This is a genomic window from Mycobacterium sp. Aquia_216 (assembly GCF_026723865.1).
Taxonomy (GTDB): Bacteria; Actinomycetota; Actinomycetes; order Mycobacteriales; family Mycobacteriaceae; genus Mycobacterium.
The window spans coordinates 2928856-2943918 of record NZ_CP113529.1 but is presented as its reverse complement, the minus strand read 5'-3'; the positions used below and the strand labels follow the sequence as shown (position 1 = coordinate 2943918).

Below are 15063 nucleotides of genomic sequence, written 5' to 3'. Positions count from 1 at the left end.
CCTACATGTCCAGACCGATATCGAGCACGCGCACGGAGTGGGTCAACGCGCCGACGGCCAGGTAATCCACTCCGGTGCCGGCATATTCCGCCGCGGTCTCCAGGCTGAGCCCCCCCGACGACTCCAGCAGCACGGCCGGCGCACGTGCGTCGCGGCGCTGCACGGCGATCTGGGTCTGCCACACCGGGAAGTTGTCCAGCAGGACCAGTTCCGGCTTCTCCGGCAGCACCTCGTCGAGCTGTTCGAGCGAGTCGACCTCGACCTCACACGGCAGATCGGGGGCGGCCTCGCGCACCGCCCGCAACGCTTCGACGACCGATCCCGCGGCCGCGACGTGGTTGTCCTTGATCAACGCGGCGTCGCCCAGACCGAGGCGGTGGTTGACCCCGCCGCCGATCCGCACCGCATACTTCTGCAGCGCGCGCAGGCCGGGCAGCGTCTTGCGGGTATCGCGGACCTGGGCCTTCGTGCCGCTCACGGCGTCCACCCAGGCCGCCGTCGTGGTCGCGATGCCCGACAGATGGCAGATCAGGTTCAGCATGGTCCGCTCGGCGGTCAACAAACCGCGGGTCTCCGCCCGGACGGTCAAGACCGGCTGGCCCGGCTGCACGTGGGCGCCGTCGGAGACGCGATCGAGCACCTGATAACCGTCGGCACCGAGCACCTCGTCGAGCACCAGCAGCCCGACATCCAATCCGGCGATCACGCCGATCTCCCGCGGCACCATCGCCGCAGTAGCCGCGCCGGCGGGCACCGTCGCGAGCGTGGTGATGTCGGGCCCGTAGCGCAGATCCTCTTCCAGACCACGCCGAACGACGTCCTGAGCGGCGGCGAGTTCGCCGTCGGACAACGTCATGACACCGCCGCCAACGCTTCGGCACACACCGCGTCATCCGATCGGACCACGATGCTGCGGGCCTTTTCCGACGCCGTCTCCGGGTAGTCCGCGCGGTGGTGGCAGCCCCGGCTTTCGTTGCGGGCCAACGCCGCAGCGGCCACCGCACGAGCGGTCAGGGTCAGCGCCACATCCTCGAAATCGCGACGGCCCTCGATAGCGCGAACGCGCGCCCTCGACAGCGTCTCGGAGAGCCGCTGCAGGCTCGCGGCGTCACGCACGACCGACGCGTCCCGGGTCATCGCGGTTTGCAGTTCGCGGCGTTTCGACGCGGTGTGGGCGATCGGCTCCGGCGGGCTCGCGGGCATCCGGCCGGCCGCCAACGCATGAGCGGCCGCCGCCTTGCCGGCGCGGCCACCCACCACCAGCCCCTCCAGCAAGCTGTTGGACGCCAAGCGATTCGCGCCGTGCATCCCGGTGCGGGCCACCTCACCCGCGGCGAACAGCCCGGGCAGTTCGGTTTGACCGTGCACATCGGTGACCACGCCGCCGCAGCTGTAGTGCGCGCCCGGAACCACCGGGATGGGCTGGCGGACGGGGTCGACGCCGGCGGCCCGGCACGCGGCGGTGACATTGGGGAATCGGGCTTCGAAGCCCTCGATGCCGCGCGCGTCGAGGAACACGCATTCATCGCCGGTGGCCTTCAGCCGCGCGTCGATGGCTCCCGCGACGACATCGCGCGGCGCCAGGTCGCCCATCGGGTGAACCCCCGCCGTGACCGAATTGCCTTGCCGGTCAATCAATACCGCACCCTCGCCGCGGATGGCCTCGGTGATCAGCGGCCGGCGATTCCCGGCCCGCGGGCCGGGACTGGCACTGTACAACATGGTGGGGTGGAACTGGACGAACTCGAGATCGCTGACCGCGACGCCGGCCCACAATGCCAAAGCGATTCCGTCGCCGGTGGATCCGTCGGGATTGGTGGTCGCGCTGTAGAGATGCCCGAGGCCGCCGGAGGCCAGGATTACCGAAGGTGCGCTGACGATCCCGATGCCGTCCGGATTGCCCACGGCCACCCCGGTCACTGCCGTACCGTCGTGCAGCACTCGCAGCGCCACATGGCCGGTGCGGATGTCCAGCATCCGGGCGGCGTCGTCGAGTGCTCGCTGGACCTCGGCGCCGGTTGCGTCACCGCCGGCGTGCACGATGCGTCGTCTCGAGTGCCCGCCTTCGCGGGTCAGCGCCCACTGGCCGGGCACCGATTCGTCGAATCGCGCGCCATCTCCGACCAATTCGGTGACCGCGCGGTAGCCGTCGGCGACGATCGAGTACACCGCGGCGGGGTCACACATGCCCGCGCCCGCGGCCAGGGTGTCGGCAACGTGAGCGTCGACGGAGTCGTCGTTGTCCGGCAGCACGACAGCGATCCCGCCCTGCGCGTAGTGCGTTGCGGTAACGCCGTGCGTTTGTTCGGCCTTACTGAGGACGACAACGTCGCGGCCGGCACGATGGGCGGCCAGCGCGGCGGCCAATCCCCCGACGCCTGTGCCGATCACGACGACGTCGGCGGTATCTGTCCAAACGGGACGGGTGATCATTCGCCGCCGCCCGGCTGGCCGATCGAGATCATGCGCTGCACGCTGCGCCGGCCCGCCGCCGCGACTTCCGGGTCGACGTGGACCTCGTCGGCGCCGTCGGCCAGGCAGCGCAGCAACGCACCGGGGGTGATCATCTTCATGTACTTGCAGGAGGCGCGGTCGTTGACCGCGCGGAAGTCGACTTCCGGTGCGGCTCGGCGCAATTGGTGCAGCATGCCAACTTCGGTGGCGACCAGAACCTTGCGGGCGTGCGTCGCGTGCGCCGCGTCGAGCATGCCGCCCGTGGAGAGGATCTTGACGCGATCCGCCGGAAAGGCGCCCTCCCCAGCGAGGTACAACGCCGAAGTGGCACAACCGCATTCGGGATGCACATAAAGCTCGGCATCGGGATTGGCGCGGGCCTGTTCGGTAAGCTCGTCGCCGTTGATGCCGGCGTGGACGTGGCACTCGCCGGCCCAGACGTGGATGTTCTTGCGGCCCGTCACCCGGCGGACGTGGGCGCCGAGGAATTGATCCGGGCAGAACAGCACCTCGCGATCGGGGTCGATCGACTCGACCACGTCGACCGCGTTGGACGAGGTGCAGCAGATGTCGGTGAGCGCCTTCACGGCCGCCGTGGTGTTGACGTAGGAGACGACGACGGCGTCGGGGTGCTCGCCTTTCCAGGCCCGCAGGTCCTCGGGCGTGATCGAATCGGCCAGCGAGCAGCCGGCCCGCTGATCCGGGATAAGGACGGTCTTCTCGGGGCTCAGGATCTTTGCCGTCTCGGCCATGAAGTGCACGCCACAGAACACGATGGTGTCCTCCGGCGCTTCGGCGGCGATCCGGGACAGCGCGAGTGAATCTCCGACGTGGTCGGCGACGTCCTGGATGGCCGGCAGCTGGTAGTTGTGGGCGAGCACGGTGGCGCCGCGCAGCTTCGCCAGGCGGCGAATCTCGTTGGCCCACTGCTCATCACCGTCGACGCCGCCGTAACCGGCCGGGGAATTGGTGATGCTGGCAATCATGTCTTCGGCGAACGTGTCCATGCGATTCATGACCGTCACGGCGACTCCTTCCGACCTAGGAGGTTTTCGACTTATAATCGAAAACATGCCCAATGGTAGCACCGCCCATGAAGTGCTCGCGGTCGTGTTCCAGGTTCGCCAGGCCAGCGAGCAGGTTAAGGGTGCCTCCCGAAAGGGAAAACCGCAGCTTAACGTGCTGTTATGGCAGCGTGCGCGGGATCCGCAACGAGGCTCATGGTCACTGCCGGGCGGACGGCTGCGCAACGACGAGGACATGACCACCTCCGTACGGCGTCAGCTGGCCGAAAAGGTGGATCTGCGCGAGCTGTCCCACCTGGAACAGCTCGCGGTGTTCTCCGACCCGCACCGCGTGCCGGGCGCGCGCGTGATCGCGTCGACCTTCCTGGGCCTGGTCCCCTTCCCCGCCACTCCGGAGCTGCCGCCCGACACCCGGTGGCATCCGGTGAACGCGCTACCGCCGATGGCGTTCGATCACGGCCCGATGGTGACGCACGCACGGGCCAGACTCGTCGCCAAGATGTCGTATACCAACATCGGATTCGCCTTGGCACCAAAGGAATTCGCACTCTCCACGCTGCGCGACATTTACGGCGCGGCGCTCGACTATCAGGTGGATGCGACGAATCTGCAGCGGGTACTGGTCCGTCGTGGCGTGATCACCCAAACCGGCACCATCGCGCAGTCGGGTCGCAGCGGCGGGCGACCGGCGGCGTTGTACCACTTCACCGACTCCCAGCTGCGGGTCACCGACGAATTCGCCGCGCTTCGGCCGCCCGGCCAGCCTTGATCCGCCCCACCCTGGGCCGCCCGGCGACAAATGGCGCACAGCCCGGCCATTACATTTTGGTTACCGCCCGTTCATGCGCGAAAATGCCCGGTGGCCTAGAAGGGAATCCTGAATGGTTGAGCTCGGCAATTTGGCAGGCACCGATGGTGCGGAGTGGATCGGTCGGCCGCCACATGAGGGACTGCAGCACAAGGCGCGTCCGCTGCTGCCCTGCGACGACCCGTTCTACCAGCCGCCTTCGGGCTTCCAACACGCCGAACCCGGCACGGTGCTGCGATCCCGCGACGTCGAACTGGCGTTGCTCGGCCTGATTCCGCAATCCGTTTCGGCCATCCAGCTGCTCTACCGGACGACGGACATGAACGGCACCCCGGAAGCCTGCGTGACCACGGTCATCGTCCCGGCCGAACGTCGGCAGGGGCAGAGCTATCCGTTGCTGTCGTATCAGTGCGCGATCGACGCCATGTCGTCCCGATGCTTTCCGTCGTACGCACTGCGGAGACGCTCCAAGGCCCTCGGTTCCATAGCCCAACTGGAGTTCTTCTTGATCGCCGCGGCCGTGGCGGAAGGCTGGGCGGTGTCGGTGCCCGACCATGAAGGCCTGCTGGGTATGTGGGGAGCGCCGTACGAACCCGGCTACCGCGTCCTGGACGGCATCCGCGCCGCCCTGAACTCCCAGCAGCTCGCGTTGTCGCCGTCGGCGCCGATCGGGCTGTGGGGGTACTCCGGCGGCGGGCTGGCCAGCGCCTGGGCCGCCGAAATGTGCGCCGACTACGCGCCCGAGCTGGACATCGTCGGGGCGGTGCTGGGATCGCCCGTCGGCGATTTGGGCCACACCTTCCGCCGGCTCAACGGCGGTTTCTTCGCGGGGTTGCCCGCGATGGTGGTCGCCGCGCTCGCGCACGTCTACCCCGAGCTGGACCGCGTCATCAAGGAGCACACCGACGCCGAAGGGCGCGACCTGCTGGACCGCCTGGAACAGATGACGACGGTGGGCGCGATCCTGCGGATGGCCGGCAAGAACATGGGCGACTACCTCGACGAACCGCTCGAGGACATCCTGTCGTCACCCGAGGTGTCACACGTCTTCGACAGCATCAAGCTGGGCGTCGCGACGCCGGCACCGCCGGTGCTGATCGTGCAGGCCGTCTACGACTACCTGATCGACGTGCACGACATCGACGCGCTGGCCGACGCCTACTCGGCCGGCGGCGCCGACGTCAGCTACCACCGTGACGCGTTCAACGAGCACGCGCTGCTGCACCCGCTGTCGGCGCCGATGGCGCTGCGCTGGCTCACCGACCGCTTCGCCCGCCGGCCATTGAGGGACCATCTGATCAGGACTGTCTGGCCGACGGCGTTCAACCCGATCACTTACGCGGGGATGCTCCGGCTCGGCGTCATCGCGGCCAAGGTCGTCACCGGACGCAAGATCCGTCGCCGCCCGCTATGAGACGGAGGCTTCGGGCTCCATCGGCAAGACGTGCGACGCCCGACCGGTAGGCGCGGAGCTGCCCAGGTCGTCGTGCGCGCTTCCGGCCGCCAGCAGGGCGTATACCAGCGCCGCGACGGCGGCGGGCCACAGCAACGTGGTGGCGATCTGCAGCGGCCCAGGCCCGAAGAACACCGGCGGCGCCTCGACGACGTAGGACACCGCAGGGCTGCCCAGCAGCGGCACCTTGTCGACGTCCAGCGCGCCATAGCGCAGCACGACCAGCACCGCCCCCACCCCGGAGGCGACCGCGGCGGCGCCGATCATGCCGGCCGTCAGCCCGATGACCATGCCCGGTCCCCGAAGCCGGCGCCACTGCCACGCCAGCACCGGCGCGACGACCGCGAGCACCGTCAATAGACCCAGCATCAGGCAGGGCACGTCAAAGAAATGCTGGGATTCGGTGCCCAGGTACTCGTGCACCCGCTCGCCGGAGCGAGTCATCGCCACCACCAAATGGATCGGCGGGGCCATCCAAGCCCAGAGGCCGCCGACCAACACCCCGGTCGCCGAGAGTCCAAGTGTCGCAAGGAAAATCGCGCGTCCCCGAGACTGGGCGGCGCGACCGGCCGGCTCGGGCGCCACGGGCGACCCGGGTTCGGTCACCGCTGAGGCTCCAGGTCCACCGAGTCCACCTCGCCGTGCCGCGAGCAGCGCGCCCGCCAGCCGTCGGGGCGAACCTGGACGATCATCCGGCGCCCGCACTCGGCGCAGAAGCGCGGCGGTTCAAGGCCCAGCTGAGCCGCGGTGGGCACGGTGGTACCCCCCAATTCTCCGGTGTAGACGTTGTAGACGCCGGCGTTGACCGGAGCACCCAGATCCCCAAGCACAAGACTCCAACCTAGCCGTTACCGGCCGGCTCAGAGGCTTGCATTGAGCGCCTTGATCGGCATCTGCAGATCCTCGAGCAGTTCGAGGTCGGATTCGGCGGGACGGCCCAGTGTGGTCAGGTAGTTTCCGACGATCACGGCGTTGATGCCGCCCAGGATGCCCTGTTTGGCGCCGAGGTCGCCCAGCGTGATCTCCCGGCCACCGGCGAACCGGAGCATGGTGCGCGGCAATGCCAGCCGGAATGCGGCCACCGACTTCAGCGCTTCGCTGACCGGCATCAGCTCGAGGTCGCCGAACGGCGTGCCGGGCCGCGGGTTGAGGAAGTTCAGCGGCACCTCATCGGGATTGAGTTCCGCAAGCTCGGCGGCGAATTCCGCGCGCTGCTCGATCGTCTCGCCCATGCCGAGGATGCCGCCGCAGCACACCTCCATGCCCGCGTCGCGCACCATCGTCAACGTCTGCCAGCGCTCTTCCCAGGTGTGGGTGGTGACGACGTTGGTGAAGAACGATCGGGCGGTCTCCAAATTGTGGTTGTAGCGGTGCACGCCCATCGCGGCGAGCTCGTCAACCTGCTCGGGGGTCAGCATGCCCAGCGAACAGGCGACGTTGATCTCGACCTCGTTGCGAATCGCCTCGATACCGGCTGCGACCTGCGACATCAGCCGTTTGTCCGGGCCACGCACGGCGGCCACGATGCAGAATTCGGTGGCACCCGACTTGGCGGTTTGCTTGGCCGCCTCGACCAGGCTCGGAATGTCCAGCCAGGCGCTGCGCACCGGCGAGGCGAACAGCCCGGACTGAGAGCAGAAATGACAGTCCTCGGGGCAGCCGCCGGTTTTGAGGCTGATGATGCCCTCGACCTCGACCTCGGGGCCACACCAGAGCATCCGCACCTCGTGGGCCAGCGCCAGAAGCTCCTCGAGCCGCTCGTCGGGCAGCTGCAGCACCGCAAGGACCTGATCCCGGCTCAGTCCCTCGCCGCCGTCGAGCACCTGCCGGCGGGCCACCGCCAGGATGTCCGCCCCGTGGTCGGCTTCGGTGGTGGGTCGAGTTGCCGCTTGAGTCACCAAGTACTCCCCTGCATCTTTGTCGCGCCGCGTCTGCGGTCACATCCGCCACAACGTCGTGGCAGCCTGAACGAAACGGTGTTCAAAGTAGGGTAACGGCCCGCGCGTGCCCAGCCGCGACGTGGGCGAGCCGGGACCCAGGAGATGACGACCGCGGGGGTACACGACCACCATGGCTACCCAGCACGTCGAGTACCTGGCACACCACTGGATTGTGTTGGCGGTGCCCGCCTTCATGCCGGCCGTAATCGTCGCCGGCGTGGTCTTGTACGTCGCGCTGCGGGACCGCCGCACCGGCCGGACCGACGATTCCCCCGAGTCGGCCAAAACTCCCGATGAGACAGGTGATTGACAGGCGCCCAATCGGGGCATTACACACAGGATCTTGAACCTACCTGGCAGTAAGAAGTGTTCGCTGGAGCAAATCTTCCGGGACGGCCCGCCGCAGTAGGGAGGACATGACAATGGTGTCAACAGGATTACCGCTTCTCGCGGAGCCGTCGGCCCGCGGCGCCGGGCTCAGCCAGGTGATCGGGCTGTCGATCGCCGCGATGGTGATCACCTTGGTGATGTTGTGGGTGGGCTATGCGCACCGCACGCATCGCATCACCTGGTTGGCCCGGACCGCCGACAAGCTGGGCGAGATATTCCACCGGCCTAGCTGGGTGGCGCTGCCGGTCCTGGTTTTCACGACGTCGATCATCTGCGCCCTGTTCGGCTTCATCTGGGATGTCAGCTGGCATATCGGAAACGGCCGCGATCCCGGACCGCTGGCCAACCCGGCGCACTACTTCATCATCATCGGCCTGTTCGGGGTGTTCCTGGCGGGCATGATCGCGATCGTCATCCCGTTCGAGAAGCCCGGGCCCGCGGCGGTGCGCATCACCCGCACCTGGTACGCGCCGGTCGGCGGCGTGCTGATGGCCGGCTGCGGGCTCTACGCCATGATCGGATTCCCACTCGACGACATCTGGCACCGGATCTTCGGGCAAGACGTCACCCTTTGGGGCCCAACGCATTTGATGATGATTGGCGGCGCCTGCTTTTCCCTGTTCGCGGTGCTGATGCTGGAGCACGAAGGCGAGGCCGAGCAGGCCTTGAAAGCCACAGAGGCCGTGCGAGGCGCCTTCATCACCTTCCTGCGTTACCTGTCATTCGGCGGGATGTTCATCGGCCTGTCGGTCTATCAGATCGAATACGACTTCGGCGTTGAGCAATTCCGTCTGGTGTTGCAGCCGATGATGATCGCATTCGCGGCCGCTCTGGCGGCCATCGCCGCCCGCGTCACCATGGGTCGCGGCGCGGCGATCATCGCCGCCTTGTTCGCCGTCGCGCTGCGTGGGGTGGTGGCATTACTGGTGGGCCCCATCCTGGGCGCCCCGATCAACTGGTTCCCGCTTTATCTGGGCCCCGCGCTCGTGGTCGAACTGGTAGCCCTGACTCCGCTTCTCAAGCGCCCCATCGCTTTTGGTGCCGTCTCCGGCCTTGCCGTAGCGACGGCCGGACTGTGGCTGGAGTCGCTGTGGATTTCAGCGGTCTATCACTACCCGTGGCCGGTCAGCATGTGGGGCGAGGCCCTGGCCATGTCGGTACCCGTGGGGGTGCTGTCCGGGACCTGCGGCGCGTTGTTCGGCATGGTGCTGACCGGGCAACGGCTGCCACGCCGCTCGATCGGCATCTCGGTGGTCGTGGCGACCGTGGTGGTGATCGGCGGCGCGGTGGCCAACGGCCTGCATATTGTGGTGCCCGAACAAGGCAAGGCCGCGATCACACTGACCGAGTTGCCCAGTGCCCCCGGGCAGCGCATGGTGTCCGCCGACGTGCAACTGGCACCGCCCAATATGGTTGATCCGCAGCCGGATTGGGTGACAATTCTGTCATGGCAGGGCCGGATGCAAAACCAGCGCGGCCTGGTGATCGACCGGCTCGAAAAAGTGGGCCCGGGCCATTTCCGGTCCACCCAGCCGGTCCCAGTCTGGGGATCGTGGAAGACGCTGCTGCGGATTCAAGACGGCTACACGATGACGGGCGTACCGATCTACGAACCCGCCGATGACGCCATTCCCGCGGCCGAGGTCCCCGCCCTGTCCTCGACCGACCGGCCGTTCGTACACGAGATCACCATCCTGCAGCGTGAACGCGACCAGAACGCCCCTGGCTGGCTCTACAACGCCGGTTCGATCGTCGTGCTGATCCTGACGCTGATGGTCATCGCCGGCCTGACGTGGGGCGCGGGCCGTATTAACAATGCGCTGTCCGCGCCGGAACCGGCGGAGGAAAAACAACTACTCCCGCGAGCGGCCTGAGGCGATGACGTTGCGCGGCAGGCTTATTGCGACGTGGGTGACGGTGCTGATGTGCGGCTTGATCGCCTGCGGCGGTTCGCCGGGACAGGCTCCCACCGGCGCGGTGAACATTGACGTCACCATCGCCCACGGTCAGGTCACCCCGACCAACGCGATGCTGCAGGCGAAGGTCAAGCAGCAGATCACCCTGCACGTCACCAGCGACGCTACCGATGAGCTGCATGTGCATTCGGTGCCCGACCACACGTTCCAGGTCGCGGCTAGACCCAACCAAGTCTTTCAGTTCAGCGTCAACGTCCCCGGCAATGTCGACGTGGAGCTCCATCACCTGGACCGCACGATAGCGACCATTTCAGTCGTGCCGTGACGGCGGTGCTGGCGCACGGCCTGGGCGGGTCGAGCGATCTTCCCGTGCCCTACGCGTACGCGATGGTCGGTGCGGCATGGGCGTTGACGTTCACGTTCGCGTTGGTGGCCTTTGCGTGGCGGCGACCGCGGTTCGATCCGGATGCGCCCGGCCACCCGCTGCCCGCGTGGGTGACGACGCTGGTCGACGCGCGCGTCACGCGCTGGACGATGGCGGCGTTGGCGCTGGGCTTCGCGGTGTGGGTTGTGCTGGCCGGAATCTTTGGTCCGCAAACGCAAGCCAACGGCCTGCTCGGGGCGTTCTACGTGCTGCTGTGGGTCGGGCTGGTCGCGCTGTCGCTGGCGTTCGGGCCGGTCTGGCGAGTGCTCTCACCGATGCGCACCGTGTACCTGTTGCTGCGGCGCGCCGCGCCGGAACGGCTGAGCCGCCCGCGCCGGTCCTATCCGCAAAGCTGGGGCTATCGGCCGGCCGCGGTGGGGCTGTTCGCGTTCGTCTGGCTGGAACTGGCGAGCCCCAACTCCGCGTCGCTGCCCTGGGTGCGGGCCTGGCTGCTCGTCTACGCGGTCGTGTCGCTGGTCGGGGCGTGGCTGTGCGGGCAGCGCTGGCTGGCCAGGGCCGATCCGTTCGGCGTGTACAGCATGGCGGTGTCGCGGCTGTCCCCGTTTCGGCGCTCGACGACGACCGGCCAGATCGTCATCGGCAACCCGTTCGACCATCTGCCGTCGCTGCCGGTGCGGCCCGGTGTGGTCGCGCTGCTGGCGGTGTTGCTCGGGTCGACGGCGTTCGACAGCTACTCGTCGTCGCCGAGCTGGCGCGGCTTCGCCGATCAGCTGTCCCGGCTGGTGCGCGGTGTGCCGAACGGACTGTCGTCGTCCGCGCTGCGGACCGTCGGGCTGCTCGTTTTCATTTCGGTTGTCGCAGGGACCTTTTCGCTCGCGGCCCGGGCAACCGGCGGTGTGGACCGCGAGCAGCGTCGCGCCTTGCCCGGCCAGCTGGCACACTCGCTGATCCCGATCGTGGTGGGTTACATCTTCGCGCACTACCTGTCCTATTTGGTGGAACGCGGGCAGCAGGCGGTGATCGCGCTCGCCGATCCGTTCGGTCGGGGCTGGAATCCGTTGGGGCTGGCGCATCAGCAGGTGGCTTACGTGTTGTCCCAGCACCCGCCGGTGCTGGCCGGAATCAAGGTGGCCTGCGTGGTGTCCGGGCACATCGTCGCGGTGATCGCGGCGCACGACAAAGCGCTGCGGCTGTTGCCGCCCGGCCATCAGCTCACCGGGCAGCTCACCATGATGCTGGTCATGGTCGGCTACACGTTCACCGGCCTGTACTTGATCTTCGGCGGATAGCTGAGCTGCGCGCTAGCGTCGATACCGGCGTCCGAGTGCGCCCGCCTCAGACGTTTGTCGGCCCGTACCCGCGGGCAGGCCCTTACAGGCCGCATTTCACGAAGCCGCAGGAGGCCAACCAGATGAATTCCGTCCCGTCGATCAAGCTCAACGACGGCAACGCCATCCCCCAGTCGGGCTTCGGCGTCTTCCAGATCAAGCCCGACGAGACCGCCGCCGCTGTCCGGTCCGCACTGGAGGTCGGCTACCGCCACATCGACACCGCTGAGATGTACGGCAACGAGAAGGGCGTCGGCCAGGGCATCCGCGACGCCGGGCTGGACCGCGGCGACGTGTTCGTCACGAGCAAACTCAACAACGGCTACCACCGGCCCGACGACGCCCGCCGCGCGTTCGACGCCACGCTGAGCGCGCTGGGTTCTGATTACGTCGACCTGTTCCTGATCCACTGGCCGCTGCCCACCCTCTACGACGGCGACTTCGTGTCCACGTGGGGCGTGCTGGAGGAGTTCGCCAAGCAGGGCAGGGCGCGCAGCATCGGCGTGTCGAATTTCCAGGTACCGCACCTGAAGCGGCTGGCGGAGGATTCGGAGACGGTGCCCGCCGTCAACCAGATCGAGGTGCACCCATACTTCGCCAACGACGAGGTGCGCGCCTACGGCAGCCAGCACGGGATCGCGACCGAGGCGTGGTCGCCGATAGCGCAGGGCAAGGTGCTCGACGACGAGGTGATCACCCGCGTCGCCGAGGCGCACGGTAAGACGCCGGCACAGGCGGTGCTGCGCTGGCACATCCAGCGCGGCGACATCGTGTTCCCCAAGTCGGTGCGACGTGAGCGGATGCAGGCGAACTTCGAGATCTTCGACTTCGAGTTGACCGACGCCGAGATGGATGACATCGGCGGCCTCGACCGCGGCGAGTCGGGCCGCACCGGTCCCAACCCCGACGAATTCGACCACATCCCCGACTGACGGCTCGCGCACGTAACGCCACTGCGAAATGTGAGGGCCAGAATCGCAGTGGCGTTACGCCCGCCGACCCGAATGCAACGGGATCAACCGAGCGGATACTCGACCCGCTTGTCGCCATCCCAGCGGCGCAAGCCCGCGAAGCTCCCCTCGATCTGCGAGGGCCGGCCGGCGATGCGCAGCGCCCGTCCCAGCTGGGCGCCACCGACGCGGCGGGCCAGCGTGACGTGTGCGGTCCACTGGCCGGGCAGGCTGTTGGCCATCGGTGCGGGCGCCAGATAGGGACGGCACAGTCGGTGCACCTCGGCGTGCAGCGCCAGTAGTTCGCCGCTCGGCACCAACAGCCGGGCGAACACGGCGCCGGTGCGGCCGAACAGCACCGGTGCACCGATCAATGCGCTCAGCGGAAGACGTTTGGTCACCGGACGCAGCAGCTCGTCGACGTCGGTCGCGATGCTTTCGGCGACCGCCAGCGTGACGTGCGGACGGCTGGCCGGAGCCTGGCTGGGGATCCCGGCGCCGGCCAGCTCTTGCCAGATCCGGCGGACCGCGGCCTCGGTATCGCGGTCGAAGAACAGCTCGATCGAGTGCACCATCAGCGCACCAGCGAGTTCACCCAGTCACGGTCGAACGCCGCGGCGCTCATCGCCGCGAAATCGTCGGCGTTCATCGAGCCCGCCCCGGCGGGCAGCGCGGCCCGCACCGCTGCCAGCCGGTCCAGGGCCGACCGGTTCGAGGTCTCCACCAAGCCTGGCTGCCGCGGCCAACTGCCGATCACCACACCGGCGCATGAAAGTTGTTTTCCAGCAATGGATTCCAGTGTAAGTGCGGTATGGTTCAGGGTACCCAGTTCCGCGCTGACGGTGACGAGAACCGCGGCACTCAGGTCGACGGCGAGATCGCGCAGGGTCACGCCGGCATCGGCGAGTTCGACCAGCAGCCCGCCGGCGCCCTCAACCAGGATGAGCCGGCCCGGGCGGTCCAGGTCGCGGATGAGCCGCAGCATCTGGTCACGAGTGGGCAGCGCCATCCCGGCCTGCTCGGCCGCGGCGACCGGTGCCAATGGCCGCGGATATCGCGCCAGCCCGGCGATCTCGGTCACCCCCGACAGCCGAGCGACCTCGGCGAGATCGTCGTCACCGGAGTCCGTCCCGGTCTGAACGGGTTTGCACACGGCGACGTCGATCCCGGCCTGACGAGCGTGACAGGCCAGCGCCGCGACAGCGACCGTCTTACCAATCCCCGTGCCGGTACCCGTGACGGCGAGGACGGTCAACGGCGCGCCACGGCAAGAACGTCGGTCAGCACTCGGCGTGCCACGTCCAACTCGGCGGCATCCAGGGAAGCGCGCGCCGAGAGCCGCAACCGTGAGGTCCCGGCGGGCACGGTCGGGGGCCGGAAGCAGCCCACCCGCACCCCCGCGTCCAGGCAGGCGGTCGCGGCGGCCAGCGCGACCTCCGGCTCGCCCAGGATCACCGATACCACCGCCGACTGCGGCTGCACGGCCACGTCGCAGATGCGGGCCAGTTCGCGGGCATGCCGCAGCACCGCCTCGGGCCGCCACGCCTCGGTTCGCAGCACGTGCAAGGCGGCCAGCGCGGCGCCCACCGCGGCCGGGGCCAGGCCGGTGTCGAAGATGAACGGGCGGGCCGCGTCGATCAGGTGAGCGCGCACCTCCGCCGGCCCCAACACCATGCCGCCCTGGCTGCCCAGCGCCTTGGACAGTGTGGTCGTCATCACCACATCGGGCGCACCGGCCATCCCAAGCTCGTACAGCAGGCCACGGCCGCCGCCGCGGACACCCAGCCCGTGGGCCTCGTCGACGATGAGCAGCGCCCGGTGCCGGCGACAGACGTCGTGCAGCTCGCGCAGCGGGGCCAGCGCGCCGTCCGCACTGAACACCGAGTCGGTGACCACGACGGCCCGCTCCTCGTCGCGGGCGCGCAGCGACGCATCGACGGCGTCGACGTCGCGGTGCGGCGTCACCACCACCCGCGCCCGCGACAGCCGGCAGGCGTCCACCAGCGAGGCGTGCGAATGGGCGTCGGAAACCAGCAGCGAACCCGGGCCCGAGAGTCCGACGACGGTGCCCAAATTGGCGGTGTATCCCGAGGAGAACAGCAATCCCGCGGCGGCCCCGACATAGTCGGCGAGCTCGGCTTCGAATTGCTGATGCAGTTCGGTGTCGCCGGTGACCAGCCGGGAGCCGGTGGCACCGGCACCCCAAATGCGCAGCGCCGCAACGCCTCCGTCGATGACATCGGGATGCTGGGACAGACCGAGATAGTCGTTGGACGCCAGGTCCAGCTCGGTGGCGACCGCCGGGCGCGGCCGCAGCGAGCGACGCAAGCCGGCCTGCCGGCGCTGCTGCTCTACTGCCTCCAGCCAGGCCAGCGGGGAAACCTGGATCGGTGCCTGCTGACTGGCCTTCATAG

General features: G+C 68.3%; 16 protein-coding genes. 7 read left to right on the top strand and 9 right to left on the bottom strand.

The window, feature by feature from the left end:
• Position 1: 1 nt before the first annotated feature.
• Genes nadC through nadA form a run of 3 tightly spaced genes read right to left on the bottom strand, consistent with a single transcriptional unit; the run spans position 2 to position 3479 of the window.
• Complete coding sequence (gene nadC, locus OK015_RS13725) at positions 2-856, bottom strand: carboxylating nicotinate-nucleotide diphosphorylase (RefSeq protein WP_268132222.1); 855 nt, start codon at positions 854-856, stop codon at positions 2-4.
• Complete coding sequence (locus tag OK015_RS13720) at positions 853-2433, bottom strand: L-aspartate oxidase (RefSeq protein WP_268132220.1); 1581 nt, start codon at positions 2431-2433, stop codon at positions 853-855. Before OK015_RS13720 ends, nadC begins: the two co-directional genes overlap by 4 nt.
• Positions 2430-3479 (bottom strand): quinolinate synthase NadA, encoded by a 1050-nt coding sequence (gene nadA, locus OK015_RS13715; protein ID WP_268132218.1) that lies wholly within the window; start codon positions 3477-3479, stop codon positions 2430-2432. Before nadA ends, OK015_RS13720 begins: the two co-directional genes overlap by 4 nt.
• Before the next feature lie 46 nt (positions 3480-3525).
• Here nadA and OK015_RS13710 point away from each other — a divergent pair, with 46 nt between their 5' ends.
• The gene (locus OK015_RS13710; protein ID WP_268132216.1) at positions 3526-4248 is read left to right on the top strand and encodes an NUDIX hydrolase; all 723 of its coding nucleotides are present in this window, start codon (positions 3526-3528) and stop codon (positions 4246-4248) included.
• Between the two features lie 112 nt (positions 4249-4360).
• Positions 4361-5701, top strand: coding sequence for a lipase family protein (locus OK015_RS13705; protein WP_268132214.1), 1341 nt, complete (start codon positions 4361-4363; stop codon positions 5699-5701).
• Here OK015_RS13705 and OK015_RS13700 read toward each other — a convergent pair.
• Genes OK015_RS13700 through bioB form a run of 3 tightly spaced genes read right to left on the bottom strand, consistent with a single transcriptional unit; the run spans position 5696 to position 7638 of the window.
• Positions 5696-6346 carry a DUF2567 domain-containing protein gene (locus OK015_RS13700; RefSeq protein ID WP_442791252.1) on the bottom strand — a complete coding sequence of 217 codons (651 nt, stop codon included), beginning with the start codon at positions 6344-6346 and terminating at the stop codon, positions 5696-5698. The genes OK015_RS13705 and OK015_RS13700 overlap by 6 nt on opposite strands.
• Positions 6343-6570 (bottom strand): biotin synthase auxiliary protein BsaP, encoded by a 228-nt coding sequence (gene bsaP / locus OK015_RS13695; RefSeq protein WP_268132213.1) that lies wholly within the window; start codon positions 6568-6570, stop codon positions 6343-6345. Before bsaP ends, OK015_RS13700 begins: the two co-directional genes overlap by 4 nt.
• 30 nt (positions 6571-6600) lie before the next feature.
• Positions 6601-7638, bottom strand: a complete 1038-nt coding sequence (gene bioB / locus OK015_RS13690) for a biotin synthase BioB (protein WP_268132212.1) — start codon at positions 7636-7638, stop codon at positions 6601-6603.
• A 172-nt stretch (positions 7639-7810) separates the two neighbouring features.
• On the opposite strand from bioB, the gene OK015_RS13685 reads away from it, so the two are divergent.
• The 5 genes from OK015_RS13685 to OK015_RS13665 all read left to right on the top strand — a co-directional run bounded on the left by OK015_RS13685 (position 7811) and on the right by OK015_RS13665 (position 12631).
• On the top strand, positions 7811-7990 hold the full coding sequence (locus tag OK015_RS13685) for a hypothetical protein (RefSeq protein ID WP_268132211.1): 180 nt from the start codon (positions 7811-7813) through the stop codon (positions 7988-7990).
• A gap of 112 nt (positions 7991-8102) precedes the next feature.
• Positions 8103-9944, top strand: coding sequence for a hypothetical protein (locus OK015_RS13680; RefSeq protein ID WP_268132210.1), 1842 nt, complete (start codon positions 8103-8105; stop codon positions 9942-9944).
• Between the two features lie 4 nt (positions 9945-9948).
• The gene (locus tag OK015_RS13675; RefSeq protein ID WP_268132209.1) at positions 9949-10311 is read left to right on the top strand and encodes a hypothetical protein; all 363 of its coding nucleotides are present in this window, start codon (positions 9949-9951) and stop codon (positions 10309-10311) included.
• Positions 10308-11660, top strand: coding sequence for a hypothetical protein (locus OK015_RS13670; protein WP_268132207.1), 1353 nt, complete (start codon positions 10308-10310; stop codon positions 11658-11660). Before OK015_RS13675 ends, OK015_RS13670 begins: the two co-directional genes overlap by 4 nt.
• A 122-nt stretch (positions 11661-11782) precedes the next feature.
• Positions 11783-12631, top strand: coding sequence for an aldo/keto reductase (locus OK015_RS13665; protein WP_268132205.1), 849 nt, complete (start codon positions 11783-11785; stop codon positions 12629-12631).
• 83 nt (positions 12632-12714) lie between these two features.
• Here the strand turns inward: OK015_RS13665 and OK015_RS13660 are convergent, their stop codons facing one another.
• The 3 genes from OK015_RS13660 to OK015_RS13650 are packed head-to-tail and all read right to left on the bottom strand — an operon-like array spanning position 12715 to position 15061.
• Positions 12715-13224, bottom strand: coding sequence for a 2'-5' RNA ligase family protein (locus OK015_RS13660; RefSeq protein WP_268132203.1), 510 nt, complete (start codon positions 13222-13224; stop codon positions 12715-12717).
• Positions 13224-13904: a dethiobiotin synthase gene (gene bioD / locus OK015_RS13655; protein WP_268132201.1), complete on the bottom strand. Its 681-nt coding sequence runs from the start codon at positions 13902-13904 to the stop codon at positions 13224-13226. Before bioD ends, OK015_RS13660 begins: the two co-directional genes overlap by 1 nt.
• Entirely contained in the window at positions 13901-15061 is a 1161-nt protein-coding gene (locus OK015_RS13650) for an 8-amino-7-oxononanoate synthase (protein WP_268132199.1), read from the bottom strand. Before OK015_RS13650 ends, bioD begins: the two co-directional genes overlap by 4 nt.
• Between the last annotated feature and the right edge of the window lie 2 nt (positions 15062-15063).

Excerpts from the sequence above, each read along its gene's own strand:
- nadC (WP_268132222.1), bottom strand. The coding sequence starts at position 856 with ATGACGTTGTCCGACGGCGAACTCGCCGCCGCTCAGGACGTCGTTCGG.
- OK015_RS13720 (WP_268132220.1), bottom strand. The coding sequence starts at position 2,433 with ATGATCACCCGTCCCGTTTGGACAGATACCGCCGACGTCGTCGTGATC.
- OK015_RS13710 (WP_268132216.1), top strand. The coding sequence starts at position 3,526 with ATGCCCAATGGTAGCACCGCCCATGAAGTGCTCGCGGTCGTGTTCCAG.
- OK015_RS13705 (WP_268132214.1), top strand. The coding sequence starts at position 4,361 with ATGGTTGAGCTCGGCAATTTGGCAGGCACCGATGGTGCGGAGTGGATC.
- OK015_RS13685 (WP_268132211.1), top strand. The coding sequence starts at position 7,811 with ATGGCTACCCAGCACGTCGAGTACCTGGCACACCACTGGATTGTGTTG.
- OK015_RS13680 (WP_268132210.1), top strand. The coding sequence starts at position 8,103 with ATGGTGTCAACAGGATTACCGCTTCTCGCGGAGCCGTCGGCCCGCGGC.
- OK015_RS13675 (WP_268132209.1), top strand. The coding sequence starts at position 9,949 with ATGACGTTGCGCGGCAGGCTTATTGCGACGTGGGTGACGGTGCTGATG.
- OK015_RS13665 (WP_268132205.1), top strand. The coding sequence starts at position 11,783 with ATGAATTCCGTCCCGTCGATCAAGCTCAACGACGGCAACGCCATCCCC.
- OK015_RS13660 (WP_268132203.1), bottom strand. The coding sequence starts at position 13,224 with ATGGTGCACTCGATCGAGCTGTTCTTCGACCGCGATACCGAGGCCGCG.
- OK015_RS13650 (WP_268132199.1), bottom strand. The coding sequence starts at position 15,061 with ATGAAGGCCAGTCAGCAGGCACCGATCCAGGTTTCCCCGCTGGCCTGG.